15 protein-coding genes are annotated in these 17463 nt (G+C 60.2%); 5 read left to right on the plus strand and 10 right to left on the minus strand.

Annotated elements, in window-relative coordinates; genetic code table 11:
* From ABJP42_RS11820 to ABJP42_RS11840, 5 genes are all read right to left on the minus strand, one after another.
* Positions 1-677 (minus strand): FtsW/RodA/SpoVE family cell cycle protein (locus ABJP42_RS11820; protein WP_348340557.1); only part of this gene is annotated, 677 nt, incomplete at its 3' end.
* Complete coding sequence (gene mrdA, locus ABJP42_RS11825; RefSeq protein ID WP_348340559.1) at positions 674-2620, minus strand: penicillin-binding protein 2; 1947 nt, start codon at positions 2618-2620, stop codon at positions 674-676. The genes ABJP42_RS11820 and mrdA, both read right to left, overlap by 4 nt.
* The gene (locus tag ABJP42_RS11830) at positions 2617-3156 is read right to left on the minus strand and encodes a rod shape-determining protein MreD (RefSeq protein ID WP_348340561.1); all 540 of its coding nucleotides are present in this window, start codon (positions 3154-3156) and stop codon (positions 2617-2619) included. The genes mrdA and ABJP42_RS11830 overlap by 4 nt, the downstream gene beginning before the upstream one ends.
* Positions 3149-4096, minus strand: coding sequence for a rod shape-determining protein MreC (mreC, locus tag ABJP42_RS11835; protein ID WP_348340563.1), 948 nt, complete (start codon positions 4094-4096; stop codon positions 3149-3151). Before mreC ends, ABJP42_RS11830 begins: the two co-directional genes overlap by 8 nt.
* Before the next feature lie 61 nt (positions 4097-4157).
* Positions 4158-5207 (minus strand): rod shape-determining protein, encoded by a 1050-nt coding sequence (locus ABJP42_RS11840; RefSeq protein WP_348340565.1) that lies wholly within the window; start codon positions 5205-5207, stop codon positions 4158-4160.
* Between the two features lie 279 nt (positions 5208-5486).
* Between ABJP42_RS11840 and ABJP42_RS11845 the strand changes: the two genes are divergently transcribed.
* Positions 5487-6275, plus strand: a complete 789-nt coding sequence (locus tag ABJP42_RS11845) for a 23S rRNA (adenine(2030)-N(6))-methyltransferase RlmJ (protein WP_348340567.1) — start codon at positions 5487-5489, stop codon at positions 6273-6275.
* An 89-nt stretch (positions 6276-6364) separates the two neighbouring features.
* On the opposite strand, the gene ABJP42_RS11850 is transcribed toward ABJP42_RS11845, so the two are convergent.
* Together ABJP42_RS11850 and ABJP42_RS11855 are read right to left on the minus strand one after the other, a co-directional pair.
* Complete coding sequence (locus ABJP42_RS11850) at positions 6365-7939, minus strand: 2-isopropylmalate synthase (RefSeq protein ID WP_348340569.1); 1575 nt, start codon at positions 7937-7939, stop codon at positions 6365-6367.
* Between the two features lie 249 nt (positions 7940-8188).
* Entirely contained in the window at positions 8189-9664 is a 1476-nt protein-coding gene (locus ABJP42_RS11855; RefSeq protein ID WP_348340571.1) for an MORN repeat-containing protein, read from the minus strand.
* A 184-nt stretch (positions 9665-9848) separates the two neighbouring features.
* On the opposite strand from ABJP42_RS11855, the gene ABJP42_RS11860 reads away from it, so the two are divergent.
* Both ABJP42_RS11860 and ABJP42_RS11865 read left to right on the plus strand, forming a co-directional pair.
* A complete protein-coding gene (locus tag ABJP42_RS11860) occupies positions 9849-11507 on the plus strand; it encodes an NAD+ synthase (protein WP_348340573.1) in 1659 nt (552 codons plus the stop codon).
* Positions 11508-11702: 195 nt separating this feature from the next.
* Positions 11703-13004 carry an NAD(P)/FAD-dependent oxidoreductase gene (locus ABJP42_RS11865; protein WP_348340575.1) on the plus strand — a complete coding sequence of 434 codons (1302 nt, stop codon included), beginning with the start codon at positions 11703-11705 and terminating at the stop codon, positions 13002-13004.
* A 122-nt stretch (positions 13005-13126) separates the two neighbouring features.
* Here ABJP42_RS11865 and ABJP42_RS11870 read toward each other — a convergent pair whose 3' ends face one another.
* Positions 13127-14053: an MBL fold metallo-hydrolase gene (locus tag ABJP42_RS11870; RefSeq protein ID WP_348340577.1), complete on the minus strand. Its 927-nt coding sequence runs from the start codon at positions 14051-14053 to the stop codon at positions 13127-13129.
* 278 nt (positions 14054-14331) lie between these two features.
* On the opposite strand from ABJP42_RS11870, the gene gltX reads away from it, so the two are divergent.
* Positions 14332-15657 (plus strand): glutamate--tRNA ligase, encoded by a 1326-nt coding sequence (gltX, locus tag ABJP42_RS11875; RefSeq protein WP_348340579.1) that lies wholly within the window; start codon positions 14332-14334, stop codon positions 15655-15657.
* A gap of 185 nt (positions 15658-15842) precedes the next feature.
* Here the strand turns inward: gltX and ABJP42_RS11880 are convergent, their stop codons facing one another.
* Positions 15843-16406 carry a gamma-glutamylcyclotransferase family protein gene (locus tag ABJP42_RS11880; protein WP_348340585.1) on the minus strand — a complete coding sequence of 188 codons (564 nt, stop codon included), beginning with the start codon at positions 16404-16406 and terminating at the stop codon, positions 15843-15845.
* Between the two features lie 112 nt (positions 16407-16518).
* Here ABJP42_RS11880 and ABJP42_RS11885 point away from each other — a divergent pair, with 112 nt between their 5' ends.
* Complete coding sequence (locus ABJP42_RS11885; protein ID WP_348340581.1) at positions 16519-16992, plus strand: RrF2 family transcriptional regulator; 474 nt, start codon at positions 16519-16521, stop codon at positions 16990-16992.
* Positions 16993-17082: 90 nt separating this feature from the next.
* On the opposite strand, the gene ABJP42_RS11890 is transcribed toward ABJP42_RS11885, so the two are convergent.
* The coding region (locus tag ABJP42_RS11890; protein WP_348340583.1) for an FtsX-like permease family protein at positions 17083-17463 on the minus strand (381 nt) is incomplete at its 5' end.

Below are 17463 nucleotides of genomic sequence, written 5' to 3' on the forward strand. Positions count from 1 at the left end.
TCGATGCGGCGGTATTGGTAGTTCTTGAGCAATTGCCACTCGGTGCCCCGGCTTTGGAAGACCGCTGTGACCAATCCGACACCCGCCGCAATAACGGCTGCAAAATAGGCCCAGTGAACTCCGGCGAGGAACATTACCCCGCCACCAGCAGCCACCAGTAGGATCGAGGTGCCGAGATCAGGCTGACGTAGCACCAGAAACACCGGCAGCAGGATCAGGATCACCGGAACCATGACCCAAATAGGACGCGAACTGCGTTCGGGCGGCAGCCAATCGTAATAGGCCGCCAGCAGCATCACCGAGGTGATCTTCATCAGCTCGGAAGGCTGCAATCGCATGAAACCAAGATCGATCCAGCGCTGCGCCCCCATGCCCACGGAGCCAAAGAATTCAACTGCCAAGAGCAACAAGACGGAGCCTAGATAGGCCAGTACCGAGATATTGCGCCAGAACCAGATCGGCACCATGGCAACCACCAGCATCACCCCCATGCCCAGGAGGAAGCGTTTGAATTGAGGCTCGGCCCAGGGCGAAAAAGAACCACCTGCCACGGAATAGAGCATCAGAAATCCAACCCCGGCGACCGAGGCCAGCAATAGGATCAATGGCCAGTTCAGATAGAGGATCTTGCGCAGGCCCGAGGGAGTCGATTTGGCGTTATACTCAAGATAGCTCATGCGCGGTCACTGCCCTGGTTCTGGTCGCGCTCGATACGTTCGCGTTCCAGGCGTTCCTGCAGCGCCTTGATACGGCTGCGGTCGCCCTTGGGGTAGGCCTCTAGCGGTGGGGTGCCGTCATATAGCGCCTGCAGCATGACATCACGGGCAATCGGCGCGGCTGCCTTGGAGCCACCACCGCCATGTTCAACAATTACCGAGATGGCATATTTGGGTTTGTCAAAGGGCGCAAAACAGACATAGAGCGCATGGTCGCGACGCTCCCAGGGCAGGTCTTTGTTGCTGATGACCCCGGCAGCGCGTTCGGCGGCGGTGATGTTGCGCACCTGACTGGTGCCGCTTTTGCCGCCCATGCGCATGCCCTCGGCGATGATACGTGATCGATAGCCGGTGCCGCGCCGGTCGTTGCTGACCGAATACATGCCGCGCCGCACCATGCGCAGGTTGTTTTCGTTCAACCCCATGTTTTCGCCGGCACCCGATGGCTGCTCGACCCCGTCGATGGATTTGATCAGACGCGGGCTGACATCGCGCCCGGTGGCGAGACGTGCAGTCATCACCGCCAGTTGCAGCGGCGAGGCCAGCATGAAGCCCTGGCCAATCGAGGCATTCACGGTATCGCCCACCAGCCAGTCCTGGCCTTTCACCCGTGATTTCCATTCCCGGTTTGGCGCCAGGCCGCTGGCCACCGCCGACATTGGTAGATCATGGCGCAGGCCCAGCCCCAGCCGGTTGGCCATGGCGGAAATCTTGTCGATTCCGATCTTGATCGCCAGGTCGTAATAGTAGACGTCGCAGGATTGCTTGAGCGAGGTATTGAGGTCGACATGGCCGTGGCCACCGCGTTTCCAACAGTGGAACTTGCGGCCTGAAACTTCTAAGTGGCCGGGGCAATATACAGTGTCTTCGGGGCCAACCAGTCCCTCTTCGAGCGCCGCCAAAGAGACAACCATCTTGAAGGTGGAGCCCGGCGGATAGGTGCCCTGCACGGTTTTGTTGGCCAGCGGACGGTAGGGGTCTTCGGTCAGCAGCCGGTAGTCGCCCACTGAAATACCGCGCACAAACAGATTGGGATCAAAACTGGGGGCTGAGGCAATCGCCCGCAGATCACCGGTGTCGCAATCCATCACCACCACGGCGGCGCTCTCAGCGCCGAGCCGGGCCTGGGTGTAGTTTTGCAGTGCGGCATCCACCGTCAGCTGCATGTCGGCCCCGGCCTGACCTTCGCGGCGGTCCAGCTCGCGCATCACCCGGCCGGTGGCATTGACCTCGACCCGTTTGGCCCCGGCAGTGCCGCGCAATACGTCCTCGCGCTTGGCCTCAAAGCCGACCTTGCCGATCTGGAATCGCGGGATCCGCAGGATCGGGTCGGGAGCCTCCAGTTTGCCAAGGTCATAGTCCGAGACCGGGCCGACATAGCCGACCACATGGGAAAAATCGTTGAGCTGCGGATAGATCCGGGTCAGGCCCACCTCGGGCGTGATGCCGGGCAGGGCAGGGGCGTTGACCGCCACCTTAGAGATATCCTCCCAGCTGAGCTGATCTGCAAGGGTGATTGGCAGGAAGGGCGGTGAGCGCCGCATCTCGGTACGGGCGCGCTCCAGATCTTCGGGCGGCAGGGGGATCAGTTCCGAGAGCTTGGCAATCACCTCTTCCACATCGCCGGCATCTTCGGGCACGATGATGATCCGATAAGAGGGCGAGTTATGCGCCAGTGTCGTGCCGTTGCGATCAAAGATCTCACCACGGGCCGGGGCCAGTAGCCTGATATTGATGCGGTTTTCTTCGGCGAGCAGGCGGAACTGGTCGGCCTGATCCACCTGCAAATACCGCATCCGCGCTGCCAAAGCACCGGCAAAACCCAGCTGCAAGCCTCCCAGGAGCAGCGCCCGTCGGCTCAGTTTACGATGTGCCCCTTCCAGGTCCTTTGGGCTGCGCCTCATGGACGTCCTCCCATAACTTCAGCCTCAGCCGCTGACAGCCTGCGCACTCCGAGCAAGCCTTGGCTGAACAGGACCACCAGCGGATAGGCGGCAATGGTGGCAAACATCTGGATGACAGACAGGCTTACAGGGGCGCGCGGGATGGCAAATATCGATAGGGCAAAGCGGTTCAGGATGGTGACCACCATAATTACCAGCGCCACCGAAAGCCATTCGGCAACAAAGGTTGTCTCGTGTTGAGTCTGCGCGCGGGTGCGCAGTAGCTCGCAGCCCAGCACCACCAGCAGGGTCAACAGTCCCGGTGGACGGTGAAACAGAAAATCACCCATCAGCAACAGGGCAGCCAGGAGCAAGATCGGCACATAGTCCGGACGGCGCAGGGTCCAGGCCATGGCGAGCAGCATCAAAAGGTCCGGCGGGGCCCAGTTGCGGGCCAGCGTGTCCAGTGGCAGCAGATGAAAAAAGATCACCAAAATGGCGAGGGCCGCAAAGCTGACCCGCATGAGCAGGATCTTGGTGGAGGTGATCTCAGCCATTGCCAGCTCCATTGCCAGCTTCTGGCGGGATGTCTTCGGCCCCCAGGTTTTCGGGGCGGGATCTTGGCGTATTGGTGCCAGGCGTGGGGACAACAAGGCCGCCGGGGTCGCGAATGACCTGGGTGCCGTGGTGGCGCAGCACCCGCAGGTATTCCAGGCGCTCATAATCGGCGGAGAGACGCACCCGCATGCGACCATTGCGGTCCAGGGTGGCCTGACCCACCAGCAGCCCGGCAGGAAACACATCGCCATCACCCGAGGTGACAACCCGGTCGCCGGGTCGAACGAGATCTGCGTTCTCCAGAAAGGTCAGCAAGGGGGCGGCGCTGTTGTCGCCAGTGGCCAGGGCGGTCTGCCCAGAGGGTTGAATGGTAACGGGGACTGCGCTGGCCGCATCGGTGAGCAGGACCACCCGTGCGGTATTGCTTCCAGTGCCGGAAATCCGCCCCACCAGGCCAATGCCATCCATGGTAGCCCAGCCGTCCTGAATGCCATCGCGGGCACCGACGTTCAAAATCACCGACTGGCGAAACGGTGAGCCGCTATCGGCCATGACCACACCGGTGATAAAAGTGAGCTTGGGGTCGAGGCGCACATTGTTGAGATCCAGCAGGCGGGCGTTTTCTTGTTCCAACTGCAAGGCGGCCTCTTTCCAGGCGCGCATCTGACGCAGCTCCGACCGCAATTCGCGGTTCTGATCCGCCAGCCGTTGATAGCTTTGGAAATCGCGAAACAGATTAACAGTGCCGGTAACCGGCACCATGGCCCAGTCCATATTTGGCACCACCGCATCAATCAGCTGCGCTCGAAAGCGTTCGACCCGCGGGCTGTCGATGCGCCAGACCAGAAACAGGGCCACCAGGCACAGACACAACACTGCAACCAGCAGGCGGCGCAGCGGGGTTGTGTAGTCTTCGCGCTGGGAGCGGTCTTTGGCCAAGGGGCTCCTTTCTGGCGCCTGTCAGGCCACGCCCTGGTTCAGAGCGGGGCTTGGCGGGGGATCAGCTGTCGTAGTCGATGGCGTGGCGCAGCTGCTTTTCGAATTCCAACGCCTTACCGGTGCCAAGGGCCACACAGTTCAGGCATTCATCGGCGATTGAAACGGCCAGGCCGGTTTGTTCGCGCAGGGCCAGATCCAGATCGCCGAGCAGGGCACCGCCACCGGTGAGCATAACACCCCGATCGACAATGTCAGCCGCTAGATCCGGCGGCGTGGTTTCCAACGCCGTCATCACTGCTTCGCAGATCTGCTGCACCGGTTCGGCCAGAGCCTCGGCCACCTGGGCCTGAGAGATTTCGATTTCCTTTGGCACGCCGTTCAGCAGGTCGCGACCGCGGATCTGCATCGACTGGCCGCGGCCATCATCGGGCATGCGGGCGGTGCCAATAGAGGTCTTGATCCGCTCGGCGGTTGCTTCCCCGATCAGCAGGTTCTGCTGGCGCCGCAGATATGAAATGATCGCCTCGTCCATGCGGTCACCACCAACACGCACCGAGCGGGCGTAGACGATGTCGCCCAGCGACAGAACCGCAACCTCAGTTGTACCACCGCCGATATCAACAACCATGTTGCCGGTAGGGTCGGTGATCGGCATGCCTGCACCAATGGCGGCAGCGATGGGCTCTGCGATCAACCCGGCGCGGCCGGCCCCAGCAGAAATCACAGAGGTTCGAATGGCCCGCTTCTCAACCGGGGTCGCACCATGGGGCACACAGACGATGATCTTTGGTTTGCGGGAGAAGGGCGAGCGTTTGTGGACCTTGCGAATGAAATGTTTGATCATTTCCTCGGCGGTGTCAAAATCAGCAATCACCCCTTCACGCATGGGACGGATCGCCTGAATGCTGCCGGGGGTCCGCCCCAACATCAGCTTGGCATCCTCACCCACGGCCAGCACTTTTTTTACACCATCCTTGATGTGATAGGCCACCACAGAGGGTTCCGACAGGATCACGCCGCGGCCTTTGACGTAGACCAGCGTGTTTGCGGTACCGAGGTCGATGGCCATGTCCGTGGTGAACAACCCGCCAAGATTTCCGAAAAGCGCCATATAAAAAGTGATCCTATTGAACTGCAGCTGAGAGCGACTCCGCAAGGGTCGCAGATCAAGGTCTTATACCAGCGCAGCGCCGCCGCGAAAGGGCGTTTTAGGGTCAACTAGCGCCTTTTCGCCGGCTGAGACAATATTCTGGGCATCAGGCCTGTACCTGCGCCGCAATGGGGCTTTGCGGCTCTCCTGCCTTTTGGGGTTGCAAAGGGCCAACGAGGGAAGGACAGCAGCAGTTTCTTAGGGTTTCGTGTGGCGCAAATTCGCGCTAAAGCCGGTGCCATGCTTTCATACCAACATATCTATCACGCTGGTAATCTGGCGGATGTGCAAAAACACGCGCTTTTGGCGGTGATCCTGTCCTACATGACCCGTAAGGACAAGCCGATCAGCTATATCGAGACCCATGCCGGGCGCGGGCTCTACCATTTAGATGCACCTGAAGCGGTGAAAACCGGCGAGGCTGCTGCCGGGATTGATCGCGTTGTGGGTGATGGCCTGCTGCCTGCTGACCATCCGCTGCGCCAGGCCTTGGCCAGCTGTCAGGAGAGCCATGGGGCAACGGCCTATCCCGGCTCACCTTTGATTGCATCCACTCTGTTGAGGCCGCAGGACAGTCTGCATTTTGCCGAGCTGCATCCCGGTGAACATGAGGCCCTGCGTCAGGCCCTGCCACGCCACCGCGCCAAGCTGCATCTGCAGGATGGGTTTGAACTGGCGCAGTCCCTGGCACCGCCAACCCCGCGGCGCGGTATCCTGCTGATTGATCCAAGCTATGAAATCAAAAGTGACTACGGCCGCATCCCCGGCATCATCGCCCATCTGCATCGCAAATGGAACGTCGGGGTGATCGCCCTGTGGTATCCCCTCCTGAAGGATGGCGCTCATGTCCCGATGCTGCGGGCGCTGGAAAACCAGGGCCTGCCGGGTGCCCTGCGCCACGAAGTGCGGTTTCCTCCAGCGCGGGAAGGCCATCGGATGATTGGATCGGGGATGTTCCTGGTCAACGCGCCCTTTGGCACAGAGGAAGAGTGTGCAAGGCTTGACAGGTTGTTTGGCAACCTGAGCTGAGACCTCGGCTCAGGTTGGAGGCGCATCCGCGCAACTGGAACACCGCGCGCCACAGAAGGTGCGGCGCGCGGTAGCATGTGAGCCTGGTCTCAGGTGACGTCTTTGTAGGAAATCTCGCGGGTATCGGCACCTTCGCCGACTTTGCCGCGTCGTACGATGACCCGGTTCAGCGCGTTGATATAGGCCTTGGCCGAGGCCACAACCGTATCGGTATTGGCGCTTTCGCCGGTGGCGATCAGCCCGTCCTCTTCCAGTCGCACAGAGACGGTGGCCTGGGCATCAGTGCCCTCGGTCACGGCGTTCACCTGATAGAGTTGCAGGCGGGCGGTATTGGGATAGATCTTGCGGATCGCCTTGAAGGTGGCATCGACAGGACCATCGCCCTCGGCGGTTTGGGTGACGTCCTCGCCATCGACTTCCATCTCAACAGTGGACTCTGCCGGACCGCCGGTGCCGCAGACAACCTTCATCGAGACCAGCTGCAGATGGTCGTTTTCGGCGTCTTCGCCGGAGCGCATCAGTGCGACGATATCGTCGTCAAAGACTTCTTTCTTGCGGTCGGCCAGTTCCTTGAAGCGCACAAAGAGATCTTTGAGCTGGTTGTCACCCACCTCAAAGCCCAGATTGTTCAGCTTGTCGCGCAGCGCCGCCCGGCCAGAGTGCTTGCCAAGCGGCAGGGAGGTGCCGGAAAGGCCGACGTCCTCTGGGCGCATGATCTCAAAGGTTTCTTTGTTCTTCAGCATGCCATCCTGATGGATGCCGCTTTCATGAGCAAAGGCGTTTTTGCCAACGATGGCCTTGTTGAACTGCACCGCAAAGCCGGAAACCGTGGCGACGCGCCGCGAGATATGCATGATCTTTTTGGTGTCGATGCCGGTTTTCCAGGGCATCAGATCGTTGCGGACCTTCAGCGCCATCACAACTTCTTCCAGTGCGGTATTGCCTGCCCGTTCGCCGAGACCATTGATGGTACACTCAATCTGACGGGCGCCGCCTGCAACGGCGGCCAGCGAGTTCGCCGTCGCCATGCCAAGGTCGTTGTGACAATGGGTGGCAAAGATCACCTCGTCTGCACCGGGCACGGTCTCGATCAGACGTTTGATCAGATGGGCGCTTTCGGCCGGGGCGGTGTAGCCGACGGTGTCGGGGATATTGATGGTGCTGGCGCCGGCCTTGATGGCGATCTCGATCACCCGGCAGAGGTAGTCCCATTCGGTGCGGGTGGCATCCATCGGCGACCATTGCACATTGTCCACCAGATTGCGGGCATGGGTCACGGTCTCGTGGATCTTGTCGGCCATCTCATCCATGGTGAGATTGGGAATGGCGCGGTGCAGCGGCGAGGTGCCGATAAAGGTGTGGATGCGGGGGCGCGCCGAGTTGCGCACGGCCTCGGCGCAGCGGTCGATGTCTTTGAAATTGGCGCGCGCCAGCCCGCAGATCACCGAGTTCTTTGATCGTTCAGCAATTTCGCTGACCGCTTTGAAATCCCCCTCAGAGGCGATGGGGAAACCGGCTTCGATGATGTCGACACCCATGTCATCCAACAGCTCGGCAATCTCGAGCTTTTCGTCATGGGTCATGGTGGCGCCGGGGCTTTGCTCGCCATCGCGCAGGGTGGTGTCGAAGATCAATACGCGATCTTTGTCAATCGAGTTGGTCATGTCTGTAGCTTTCTGAATTCTGTCCTAGGTCCATTTGTGGCGCGACTACCGATCTCCTCTGAGCGGACGCGCCGAATGGCACGCTCAGAGGCGGACTAGGAGCAGTAGGGCACGCAGCGACGCACCGCGCGGGGCGGTGTCGGTCATAGGGATATCTGCGCAAACTGTCATGAGGTGATTTATACAGAGGTGAAGGTGAATGAAAAGTGAGAAATGCGACGTGGGGCGTCAATTCATGATGGCAACCGTTTAGTTGCCATCCCCTGTCTCGGTTTCCCCTTCAGGTGCGGTGTCTGCTTCGGGTGTGGCCTCTGACGTTCCTGCGGTGGGCGGAGCACCATTGGTCCATTCGCCGCTGACGGTTTGTCCGCCCGTATAGGTCATGGTGCCCGGGCCCTGACGCTTGCCGTTGACAAAGGCACCGACATAGATGTCGCCATTGGTATAGGTGGCAGTGCCTGCGCCGGTGATCTTGCCCTCGGTCCAATCGCCTTCGTAGGTGAAGCCGCTGGGCATTTCGATCTTGCCCTTGCCGTGGCGCTGACTGTTGACAAAATCACCCGTGTAGATCGAGCCATCTGCATAGGTCACGCGGGCTTTGCCATGGCGTTGGCCATCCTGCCAGCCCCCGTCGTAGCGGTAGCCGCTGGCATCGGTCATCACCCCCTGGCCATGGTTGCGGGCGTTCTGAAAGGCACCGGTATAGGTGACCCCATTGGGGTAGGTGGCAATGCCGCTGCCTTCGATCACCCCGGCGATCCAGTCGCCTTCATAGGTGGAGCCATCGGGATAGGTGATCTTGCCGGTGCCATGGGACAGGTCGTCCTGGAACTGTCCTTCGTAGATTGATCCATCAGGGTAGGTGACGCGACCCTGGCCTTCGATCTGACCGGCCAGCCAGTCGCCGGTATAGGTATAGCCGTCTGTTTTGGTGAAGGTGCCGGTGCCATGACGCAGATCGTCCTGGAACATGCCCTCAAAAACATCGCCGTTGGCATGGGTCTGGGTGCCGATGCCTTGACGTCGCCCCTGTTCCAGCGGGCCGGAATAGACATCGCCATTTGGCTGGGTCAACGTGCCCTCGCCCTGCATCTGGCTGTCGGCCCAGTCGCCTTCATAGACCAACCCATCCGGCATAGTCAGAGTTCCAACCCCGTGCAGTTCGCCATTGCGGACCTCCCCCTTGTAGGTGGTGCCGTCAGGATAGGTGATCAGGGCGCTGCCTTCCTTGCGGCCTTCGACCCAGTCGCCGCTGTATGAATAGCCACCCGGGATCTGCAACACGCCCTTGCCCTGGTGCTGGCCCTGCACAAAACTGCCCTCAAAGCGCACCCCATTGGCATAGACCACAACGCCCTGGCCATTGATCTCCCCAGCCAGCCATTCGCCCTCATAGGTGCCGCCATCGGCAAAGGTGATCTTGCCCAGTCCTTCGGGCTTGCCTTTGGCAAACTCCCCCTCATAGACCGAGCCATTGGGAAAGCGTGCGACACCCTGGCCGAGGATTTCTCCGTCGACCCAGTCGCCAGAGTATTCATAACCATTGGGCAGACGGTAAGTGCCGGTGCCATGCTGCAGGCCACCGCGAAAGGTGCCCTCGTATATACCTCCGATTTCGTCCTCATTGGTGATGATGGTGCCGTCCTGGGCCCAGGCGGTGCTGCCAAAGGGGGAGGCCAGGGTCAAAAGGGAGAGTGTCGCAAGCGTTCTGCTGAAACCGGTCATAAAAACCTCTGTCTGCCGTGCACTGGTCTGGGCCAGCTCGGGGAATTGCGTCTGCCAATGGGTTACTTGCTGGGAAACTAAGCGAGCCTCACGTTTGTCGCAATGTCTTTTGCGCTCGGGTCTTTTCCTTGGCTGCTGATCTGATAAACGACTTGGAAGATGTTTTGCAAAGGGCTTGTGCAGGATGGCAGATCGTTTCCGGGTGACACTGGCGCAGATGAACCCCACCGTTGGGGATCTTGCGGGCAATGCAGCAAAGGCGCGCGAGGCCTGGCAGGCCGGGCGTGCGGCCAAGGCGGATCTGGTGGCACTGCCTGAGATGTTCCTGACCGGATACAACACCCAGGATCTGGTGATGAAGCAGGTGTTTCACCAGGCTGCCATGGAGGCCGCCGAACAGCTGGCCATTGACTGCGCCGATGGGCCCGCCCTGGCCATTGGCTGCCCCTGGGCCGAAGAGGGCAAGCTCTATAATGCCTATCTGGTGCTCAAGGGAGGCAAGATCGCCTCTCGCTGTTTGAAACACCATTTGCCCAATGAGACCGTTTTTGACGAGGTGCGGATTTTTGATGTCGGGCCGCTGGGTGGTCCCTATGCGGTTGGCGACACGCGCATCGGCTCTCCGATCTGCGAAGATGGCTGGCACGAGGATGTGGCGGAAACGCTGGAAGAAACCGGCGCCGAATTCCTGCTGATCCCCAATGGTTCGCCATATTATCGCAACAAGATGGAAGTGCGGCAGAATCACATGGTGGCCCGCGCTGTTGAGACCGGCCTGCCGGTGATCTACCTCAATATGGTTGGCGGTCAGGACGATCAGGTCTTTGATGGTGGCACCTTTGTGCTGAACCCCAATGGGGCGTTGGCGCTGCAGATGCCGGTCTTTGATGAGGCGATTACGCAGCTTGATCTTGAGCGCGGTCCTGAAGGCTGGCGCGCAGTGGAGGGCGATAAGGCGCATCTGCCGGACGAATGGGAGCAGGACTACCGGGTGATGGTGGAATCCCTGCGTGACTACATGGGCAAGACCGGCTTCAAGAAGGCGCTGCTGGGGCTTTCGGGCGGGGTGGATTCTGCCATTGTGGCCGCGATCGCCGTGGATGCCATCGGGGCTGAAAACGTGCGCTGCGTCATGCTGCCCTCGGAATACACCAGCCGGGAATCACTGGAGGATGCCGAGGCCGTGGCCGAGGCCCTGGGCGTGCATTACGACTATGTGCCAATCGCTGAAGGTCGCAGTGCCATCACCAATACTCTGGCGCCGTTGTTTGCCGGGCGAGACGAGGACCTCACCGAGGAAAACATCCAGTCACGCCTGCGTGGTCTGCTGCTGATGGCGATGTCGAACAAGTTTGGCGAGATGCTGCTGACCACCGGCAACAAATCCGAGGTCGCGGTGGGCTATGCTACGATCTATGGCGATATGAACGGCGGCTACAATCCGATCAAGGATCTCTACAAAACCCGCGTGTTTGAGACCTGCCGCTGGCGCAATGCCAATCACCGCCCCTGGATGATGGGGCCTGCGAGCGAGGTTATTCGCCCTAATGTGATCGACAAACCGCCCTCAGCTGAACTGCGCGATGACCAAAAAGACAGCGACAGCCTGCCGGACTATCCGGAGCTGGATGCCATTTTGGAAATTTTGGTCGATCAGGATGGGTCGGTTGCCGATTGTGTGGCCAAAGGTTTCGCGCGCGAAACAGTTCAACGGGTGGAGAACCTGATCTATATCAGCGAATACAAGCGCTACCAGTCGGCACCGGGCGCGCGCCTGTCGCCGCGGGCCTTCTGGCTTGATCGCCGCTATCCTATTGTCAATCGTTTTCGGGACGGTCGTTAACTATTATAGCAAAGACAGCATGGGGAACTTTCAGACTGCCCTTGCGTCACTTGCCTGATTTTATGTGTTTTTCCAGAAATTCCTTTTGGCCGGAGATCCAATGATGCGTCCCAAAGATCACATTTTGTTCCTGCGCAGTCAGCGCAGTGTTTTGTCCCCTAGACCCAAAACATTTGGCGCGGCATAGACCATTCCATGCCTGGACCTAAGCTGCCTCATTTCCAAGCCGACCTTGCCCTGCCCAAACGCGTTGACGCGGTTGTCATTGGCGGTGGCATCATCGGTGCCTCCACCGCGCTGGAGCTGGTGGAGCGTGGCTATTCCGTTTTGCTTTGTGAAAAAGGCCAGATCGCTGGGGAGCAAAGCTCGCGCAATTGGGGCTGGGTGCGGATGTCGCAGCGCGACCCGCGTGAGCTGCCTTTGATGGCCGAGGCGATGCGGATCTGGGAGGGGCTGGATGCCCGCACCGGACATGCCACCGGCTATCGACGCTCCGGTATCCTTTATACCGCTGAACGTGGCCGCGAAGAGGCCAAGCTCGAGACCTGGGCCGCCAATCTGGAGACAGTGGATCAGCCGGGGCAGATGCTGCGCGGGGAATTGCTTGCGCATCTGATGTCGGGATTCCAAGGCAAGGTGATTTCGGGGTTTTACACGCCCCAGGATGGTCGGGCTGAGCCGCAATTGGCAACCCATGCCATTGCCTTGGCCGCGCAGGCCGCCGGGGCAAAGGTGATGACGGAATGCGCGGTGCGCGCGGTGGAGACCGAAGCGGGCCGCATCAGTGGCGTGATGACCGAACGGGGGCGCGTGGCCTGTTCCGCGGTTGTTGTCGCAGGCGGTGCCTGGTCGCGGCTTTTCCTTGGCAATGCAGGTATCGCCTTGCCACAGCTCAAGGTTTTGAACTCGGTGTTGCGCACATCCGCAGTGCAGGGCGGCCCTGAAAATGCGATCTGGAGCAATGGATTTTCCCTGCGCAAGCGGCTGGACGGCGGCTATACCATCGCCAATGGCACCGAGAATATTGTTGATATCGTGCCGGATACGCTGCGCTTGGGCCTGAAATTCCTGCCGAGCTACTTGCAGGAGTGGCGGTCACTGCAGTTCCGCTTTACCGGCTCTGGGCGCTGGCGCGAAGAGGCGGCTCAGGACCGCACTTGGTTGGAGCAATATCCAACACCCTTTGAGAAACACCGGATGCTGGATCCGGCCCCGTCGCAAAAGGCGATCAAACAGGGCTGGGAAGCGGCGCAAAAGGCATTTCCGGTGCTGCAGGGCGCCGATGTGGTGCAGAGCTGGGGGGGCTTGATTGATGTGACACCGGACGGCATTCCGGTGATCTCGCAGGTGGATGATCTGCCGGGGCTGTTTGTCTCAACTGGCTTTAGTGGCCATGGGTTTGGTATCGGGCCGGGCGCTGGTCGGTTGACGGCAGATCTGGTGACCGGCGATTCGCCTGTGGTTGATCCACAGGCCTTCCGCCTGTCGCGGTTCTAAGGTTATCGCTCTGAAGGCGCAGTCTCAAACCGCCCGAACATGTCGACACTCTGGTGATTAGAAAACACGGTGCGTGATGCGTTGCCCGAGGTCGTCGCGGACAACGCCTGCCTTTGGCGCACTCACCCCATCATCTGATAGCTCACCGGGACAAAGCGATAACCGGAGTCACGGGTTTCGACAAACCCGGCAGCCGGGAAGGGCATGTGATAGCCAATCATTGGCGTACGGGTGCTGGCCAGCATATCCAGGACCTTACGGCGGGAGGCGGTAGCGGCCTCTTTATCCATGTCGAATTTGACCTCCCATTCGGGATGGGCAAAGGACCAGACATAGTGATTGGCCAGATCCGCCGTCAGCATCAGCTGCTGGCCTTCGCTTTCCAGCATATAGCCCATATGGCCGGGGGTATGACCGAAGCTACCCACGGCACTGATACCCGAGGCGACCGCGCCGCCGTCCTCGAGAAAGGTGAGTTTCTCTGCAAAAGGCGTCAGTTTTTGGGCCATGAGATCGCCGATGCGATGACCGGCCTCCTGCGCGCCCCAGAAATCAAACTCCTGCCGTCCAGTGATGTAGCGGGCGCCAGCAAAGGTCTCGGCCCCCTCTGTGGTCAGCCCGCCGATATGGTCGGGATGCATATGGGTGAGCACCACAACATCGATATCCTGCGGTGTCAGGCCAACCTCGGTCAAGGCCATCTGAATGCCGCCCTGTCCAAGGCCGGTATCGAACAGGATTTTTTCTTTGCCGGTGTCAACCAGGGTGGGGGTGAAGAAAAACTGCGCCATATCGGCGGGAATGAAGTTCTGGGCAGAGGTCTCGGCAAACTCCGCATCAGAGGCACCGCCGCCAAAAATGGCCTTGGCATCGCCAACAGGTCGGCTGCCATCCAGCAGCGTGGTCACGGAGAAACTGCCAAGCTTGAAGCTGCGGGTCTTGGCGGCGGGGGCTGGCTTGGCCTCGGCGCTGGCGCTGCGGGCCGTCGCGGCGAGGGGCAGGGCAGCAGCACCGGCAAGGGCTGTGCGGCGGGTGAATTTTACGGTCATGGGTGGTCCTCTCTGGTGGAAACATCGGAGTGGCTGGGGTGTTCTGGCGATCCGAAACGCCTTTGAGGTTAGCGCAATAGACCCACAGACAAAGGGGTTTTGGGGGGGGAATCACGCAACTGTGTGCCTGGAGGATATCCCTGCAGGCAACTTGCTACCAAAGAAGGCAGCTGTCAGGGATTAACCAAATTGCAGGCCGGGGCTGCGAAAGCAGGGGCTGTCAAAAACTGGACAAAGCAAGCCCCATGTGAGATGGGCAAGACAACAGGAGATATCTGATGACCACCACTCGTTTTGCCCCCTCGCCCACTGGATTCATCCATGTCGGCAATCTGCGTACCGCGCTGATGAATTATCTGATCGCCCGCAAGGCAGGCGGTGAGTTCATTCTGCGGATTGATGACACCGATCCGGAACGCTCCAAAGAAGAATATGTCGATGCCATCAAACAGGATCTGGAATGGCTTGGCCTGACCTGGGACCGGGTTGAGCGTCAGTCGGACCGGCTAGAGCGTTATATCGCCGCCGCTGATGAGCTGCGCAGCATTGGCCGGTTCTACGAGGCCTTTGAGACCCCGACTGAGCTGGATCTGAAGCGCAAGAAGCAGCTCAATATGGGCAAGCCTCCGGTCTACGACCGGGCGGCGCTGGCGCTGTCGGATGAGGAAAAAGCCGCCCTGCGGGGTGAGCGCGGCGATGGGGTTTGGCGGTTCAAGCTGGATCACGAGCGCATTGAATGGACAGATGGCGTGCTGGGCGATATCTCGATTGATGCCGCTTCTGTGTCGGATCCGGTGCTGATCCGTGGCGATGGTCAGTTCTTGTATACGCTGGCCTCGGTGGTGGATGATACCGAGATGGGCGTCACCCATGTGGTGCGCGGTTCGGACCATGTGACCAATACCGCAACCCAGATCCAGATCATCAAGGCGCTGGGCGGCACGGTGCCGGAATTTGCCCATCACTCCCTGCTGACTGGCCCGCAGGGGGAAGCCCTGTCCAAACGTCTTGGCACCCTGGCGCTGCGCGATCTGCGTGAGGCCGGTGTGCAGCCAATGGCGCTGCTGAGCCTGATGGCGCGGCTGGGCTCTTCGGATCCGGTTGAAGTGCGCCAGGAGATGTCTGAGCTGGTCGAGGGCTTTGACATCAATCGCTTTGGTGCAGCGCCAACCAAGTTTGACGTCGAGGATCTCTATCCGCTGACAGCGCGCTACCTGCAGTCGCTGTCACTCGAAGAGGTGAAGCCGCATGTGGAGGCCCTGGGCGTGCCGGCGGAGAAGCAAGACGCCTTTTGGGAGATGGCCAAGGAGAACATCACCACGCTGAAGGACCTCGGCGGTTGGTGGGACCTGTGCCAGAACGGTGCCGCGCCGCTGATTGCGGATGAGGATGCCGCGTTTATTGCTGAGGCGATGACGCTGCTGCCCAAAGGTCCCTATGATGCGGAAAGCTGGAAGAGCTGGACCACCGCCGTGAAGGAAGCCACAGGGCGCAAGGGCAAAGGGTTGTTCATGCCGCTGCGCAAGGCCGTTACTGGTCGCGAGCGCGGACCGGATATGAGTGTGCTGCTGTCGCTGATGTCGGTCGTGCAGGCCCGCGGCTAGTAAAGCACCAAAGCACTAAAACAAATGGGGCAGTCCGAAGGCGGGCTGCCCTTTTTTGTGAGCCTGTGACATGGCAAAGGGGGGGCTCCCGCCTGCTCAGCCCCATTCACAGAATGGGACGACACAGTTGGGCCGGGCGCCGGGCAGGCCCGGCGCGGGCGGTGGCGCGGATGTTGCGCTGACAATCAACAAATGATCTGGGCGTTGAGATCGGCCAGAAACTCATCGACCATTTGGGTCTCTGCACTGCTGAGCTGCTGATGGCGCGGGTAGCGTGGGGCCGCGCGGTCGTTGAGGATGGGGGCCTCCCAGCTCTTGGTTGTGGCAAAGAAATCGCGAACGCCGCTTTCGCCAAAAATCTGCAGATGTCCCTGCACCACCACATCAAGGTAGCTCAGCAAAATCGGATGGTGCTGGCTGCCCTGATCCTGTTGCGCCTGCGGCACTGCATAGAGCGAGATTTCCGGCTCATTGGCCAGTGCATGGCTGATTTGGTGATCGGCGGAGAGGCGATCATAGGCGAACTCGCGGGCGTCCAGCGCCTCCCAATCGGCATCTGGAACAGCGGCGATCAGCCCGTCGATCTCAACCTTTGGTGCCGGAACCACGGTCAGAAAGGCCACATCGCGCAGGGAGGTGTGGCACCAGCTGCGTTGCCAGCCGCTGAGCCTTGCGGGCTGCGGATCAAGGTATTCATGGGTGGCGGTGTTCACCAGGCTACCATAGCCAAAGAAGTAAGGAGGAGACATCATTTTGATCAGGGTTCCGTTTTTTGCGGCCAGGCCAATTGATGTATGTCAAACCGCTTTTTGATTGGCTGTGCAATAAGGCCTGAGCTTAAACTTAGCCGGAGGCCAGATCATGCGCATTACCAAAAGGACCAATATCGCAGTCCGTCTGTTGATGTACTGTGCCGCCAACGCCGACCGTCTGGTCACCAAATCGGAAATTGCCGAGTGCTGCAATATCTCTGAGAACCACCTGGCCCAGGTGATCAACCAGCTGAGCCAATTGGGCTATCTGCACACCCAACGGGGTCGCAATGGTGGCATGGCCCTGGGACGTCAGCCTGCTGAAATCCAGATTGGGGATGTGTTTCGCGATGTGGAAGGCGCGCTGCCGATGGTAGAATGCTTTGCCGATGCGGACAACACCTGTCCGCTGGCCAGTGCTTGTCGTTTGAAAGTGGCGCTCGCGGATGCAGCGCAGGCCTTTTACGCCTCGCTGGATGACATCACGCTTGAGGCCTTGGTCTGTGACAACCATGACCTGATGCGCATTTTGCAACCCGTGGCCTGTGGCGCCGGGGCAACGGCCAAAGCAGCGGCGGGCTGAAACCCGCAGCAGTCTTGTTTCGGAATAGAAAACCCCCGGATCGCAGTGGTCCGGGGGTTTTCTGTTTTACAATCTGTCTGTCTTGCCCAGCTACTCGCGGGCGCGCAGGATTCGGGCAGGGCGGGCGGCCAGGGGGCGCCAGGCAAAGATCAACCCTGCCAGCAATGTAGTCAGCACCCCGCCTGAAATCACCGCCAGCGCATTGGGCCAGATCACCACATAGGCGGTTTCAAACACATAGAGGTTTACTGCCCAGGCCCCGGCGATCCCGGCCGACAGCGCCACAATCCCGGCTCCTGCACCCAGAATGATCGAGCGCAGGGCAAAGCTCAGCAAGATCTTACGACGCGAAGCGCCCAGGGTCTTGAGCAAGGCGGCCTCGTAGCGGCGCGCCGGTTCACCGGCGGCGGCAGTGCCGAGCAATACCAGAAACCCTGTGAGCAGGGTGGCGGCGGCACCATAGCTGGTGGC

The organism is Pseudophaeobacter sp. (genome assembly GCF_039971195.1).
In the GTDB taxonomy this organism is placed as follows: domain Bacteria; phylum Pseudomonadota; class Alphaproteobacteria; order Rhodobacterales; family Rhodobacteraceae; genus Pseudophaeobacter.

What these genes read in the sequence shown, in the direction of transcription:
- mrdA (WP_348340559.1), bottom strand. Translation starts at nt 2,620, where the DNA reads ATGAGGCGCAGCCCAAAGGACCTGGAAGGGGCACATCGTAAACTGAGC.
- ABJP42_RS11830 (WP_348340561.1), bottom strand. Translation starts at nt 3,156, where the DNA reads ATGGCTGAGATCACCTCCACCAAGATCCTGCTCATGCGGGTCAGCTTT.
- ABJP42_RS11840 (WP_348340565.1), bottom strand. Translation starts at nt 5,207, where the DNA reads ATGGCGCTTTTCGGAAATCTTGGCGGGTTGTTCACCACGGACATGGCC.
- ABJP42_RS11845 (WP_348340567.1), top strand. Translation starts at nt 5,487, where the DNA reads ATGCTTTCATACCAACATATCTATCACGCTGGTAATCTGGCGGATGTG.
- ABJP42_RS11850 (WP_348340569.1), bottom strand. Translation starts at nt 7,939, where the DNA reads ATGACCAACTCGATTGACAAAGATCGCGTATTGATCTTCGACACCACC.
- ABJP42_RS11855 (WP_348340571.1), bottom strand. Translation starts at nt 9,664, where the DNA reads ATGACCGGTTTCAGCAGAACGCTTGCGACACTCTCCCTTTTGACCCTG.
- ABJP42_RS11860 (WP_348340573.1), top strand. Translation starts at nt 9,849, where the DNA reads ATGGCAGATCGTTTCCGGGTGACACTGGCGCAGATGAACCCCACCGTT.
- ABJP42_RS11865 (WP_348340575.1), top strand. Translation starts at nt 11,703, where the DNA reads ATGCCTGGACCTAAGCTGCCTCATTTCCAAGCCGACCTTGCCCTGCCC.
- ABJP42_RS11870 (WP_348340577.1), bottom strand. Translation starts at nt 14,053, where the DNA reads ATGACCGTAAAATTCACCCGCCGCACAGCCCTTGCCGGTGCTGCTGCC.
- gltX (WP_348340579.1), top strand. Translation starts at nt 14,332, where the DNA reads ATGACCACCACTCGTTTTGCCCCCTCGCCCACTGGATTCATCCATGTC.
- ABJP42_RS11880 (WP_348340585.1), bottom strand. Translation starts at nt 16,406, where the DNA reads ATGTCTCCTCCTTACTTCTTTGGCTATGGTAGCCTGGTGAACACCGCC.
- ABJP42_RS11885 (WP_348340581.1), top strand. Translation starts at nt 16,519, where the DNA reads ATGCGCATTACCAAAAGGACCAATATCGCAGTCCGTCTGTTGATGTAC.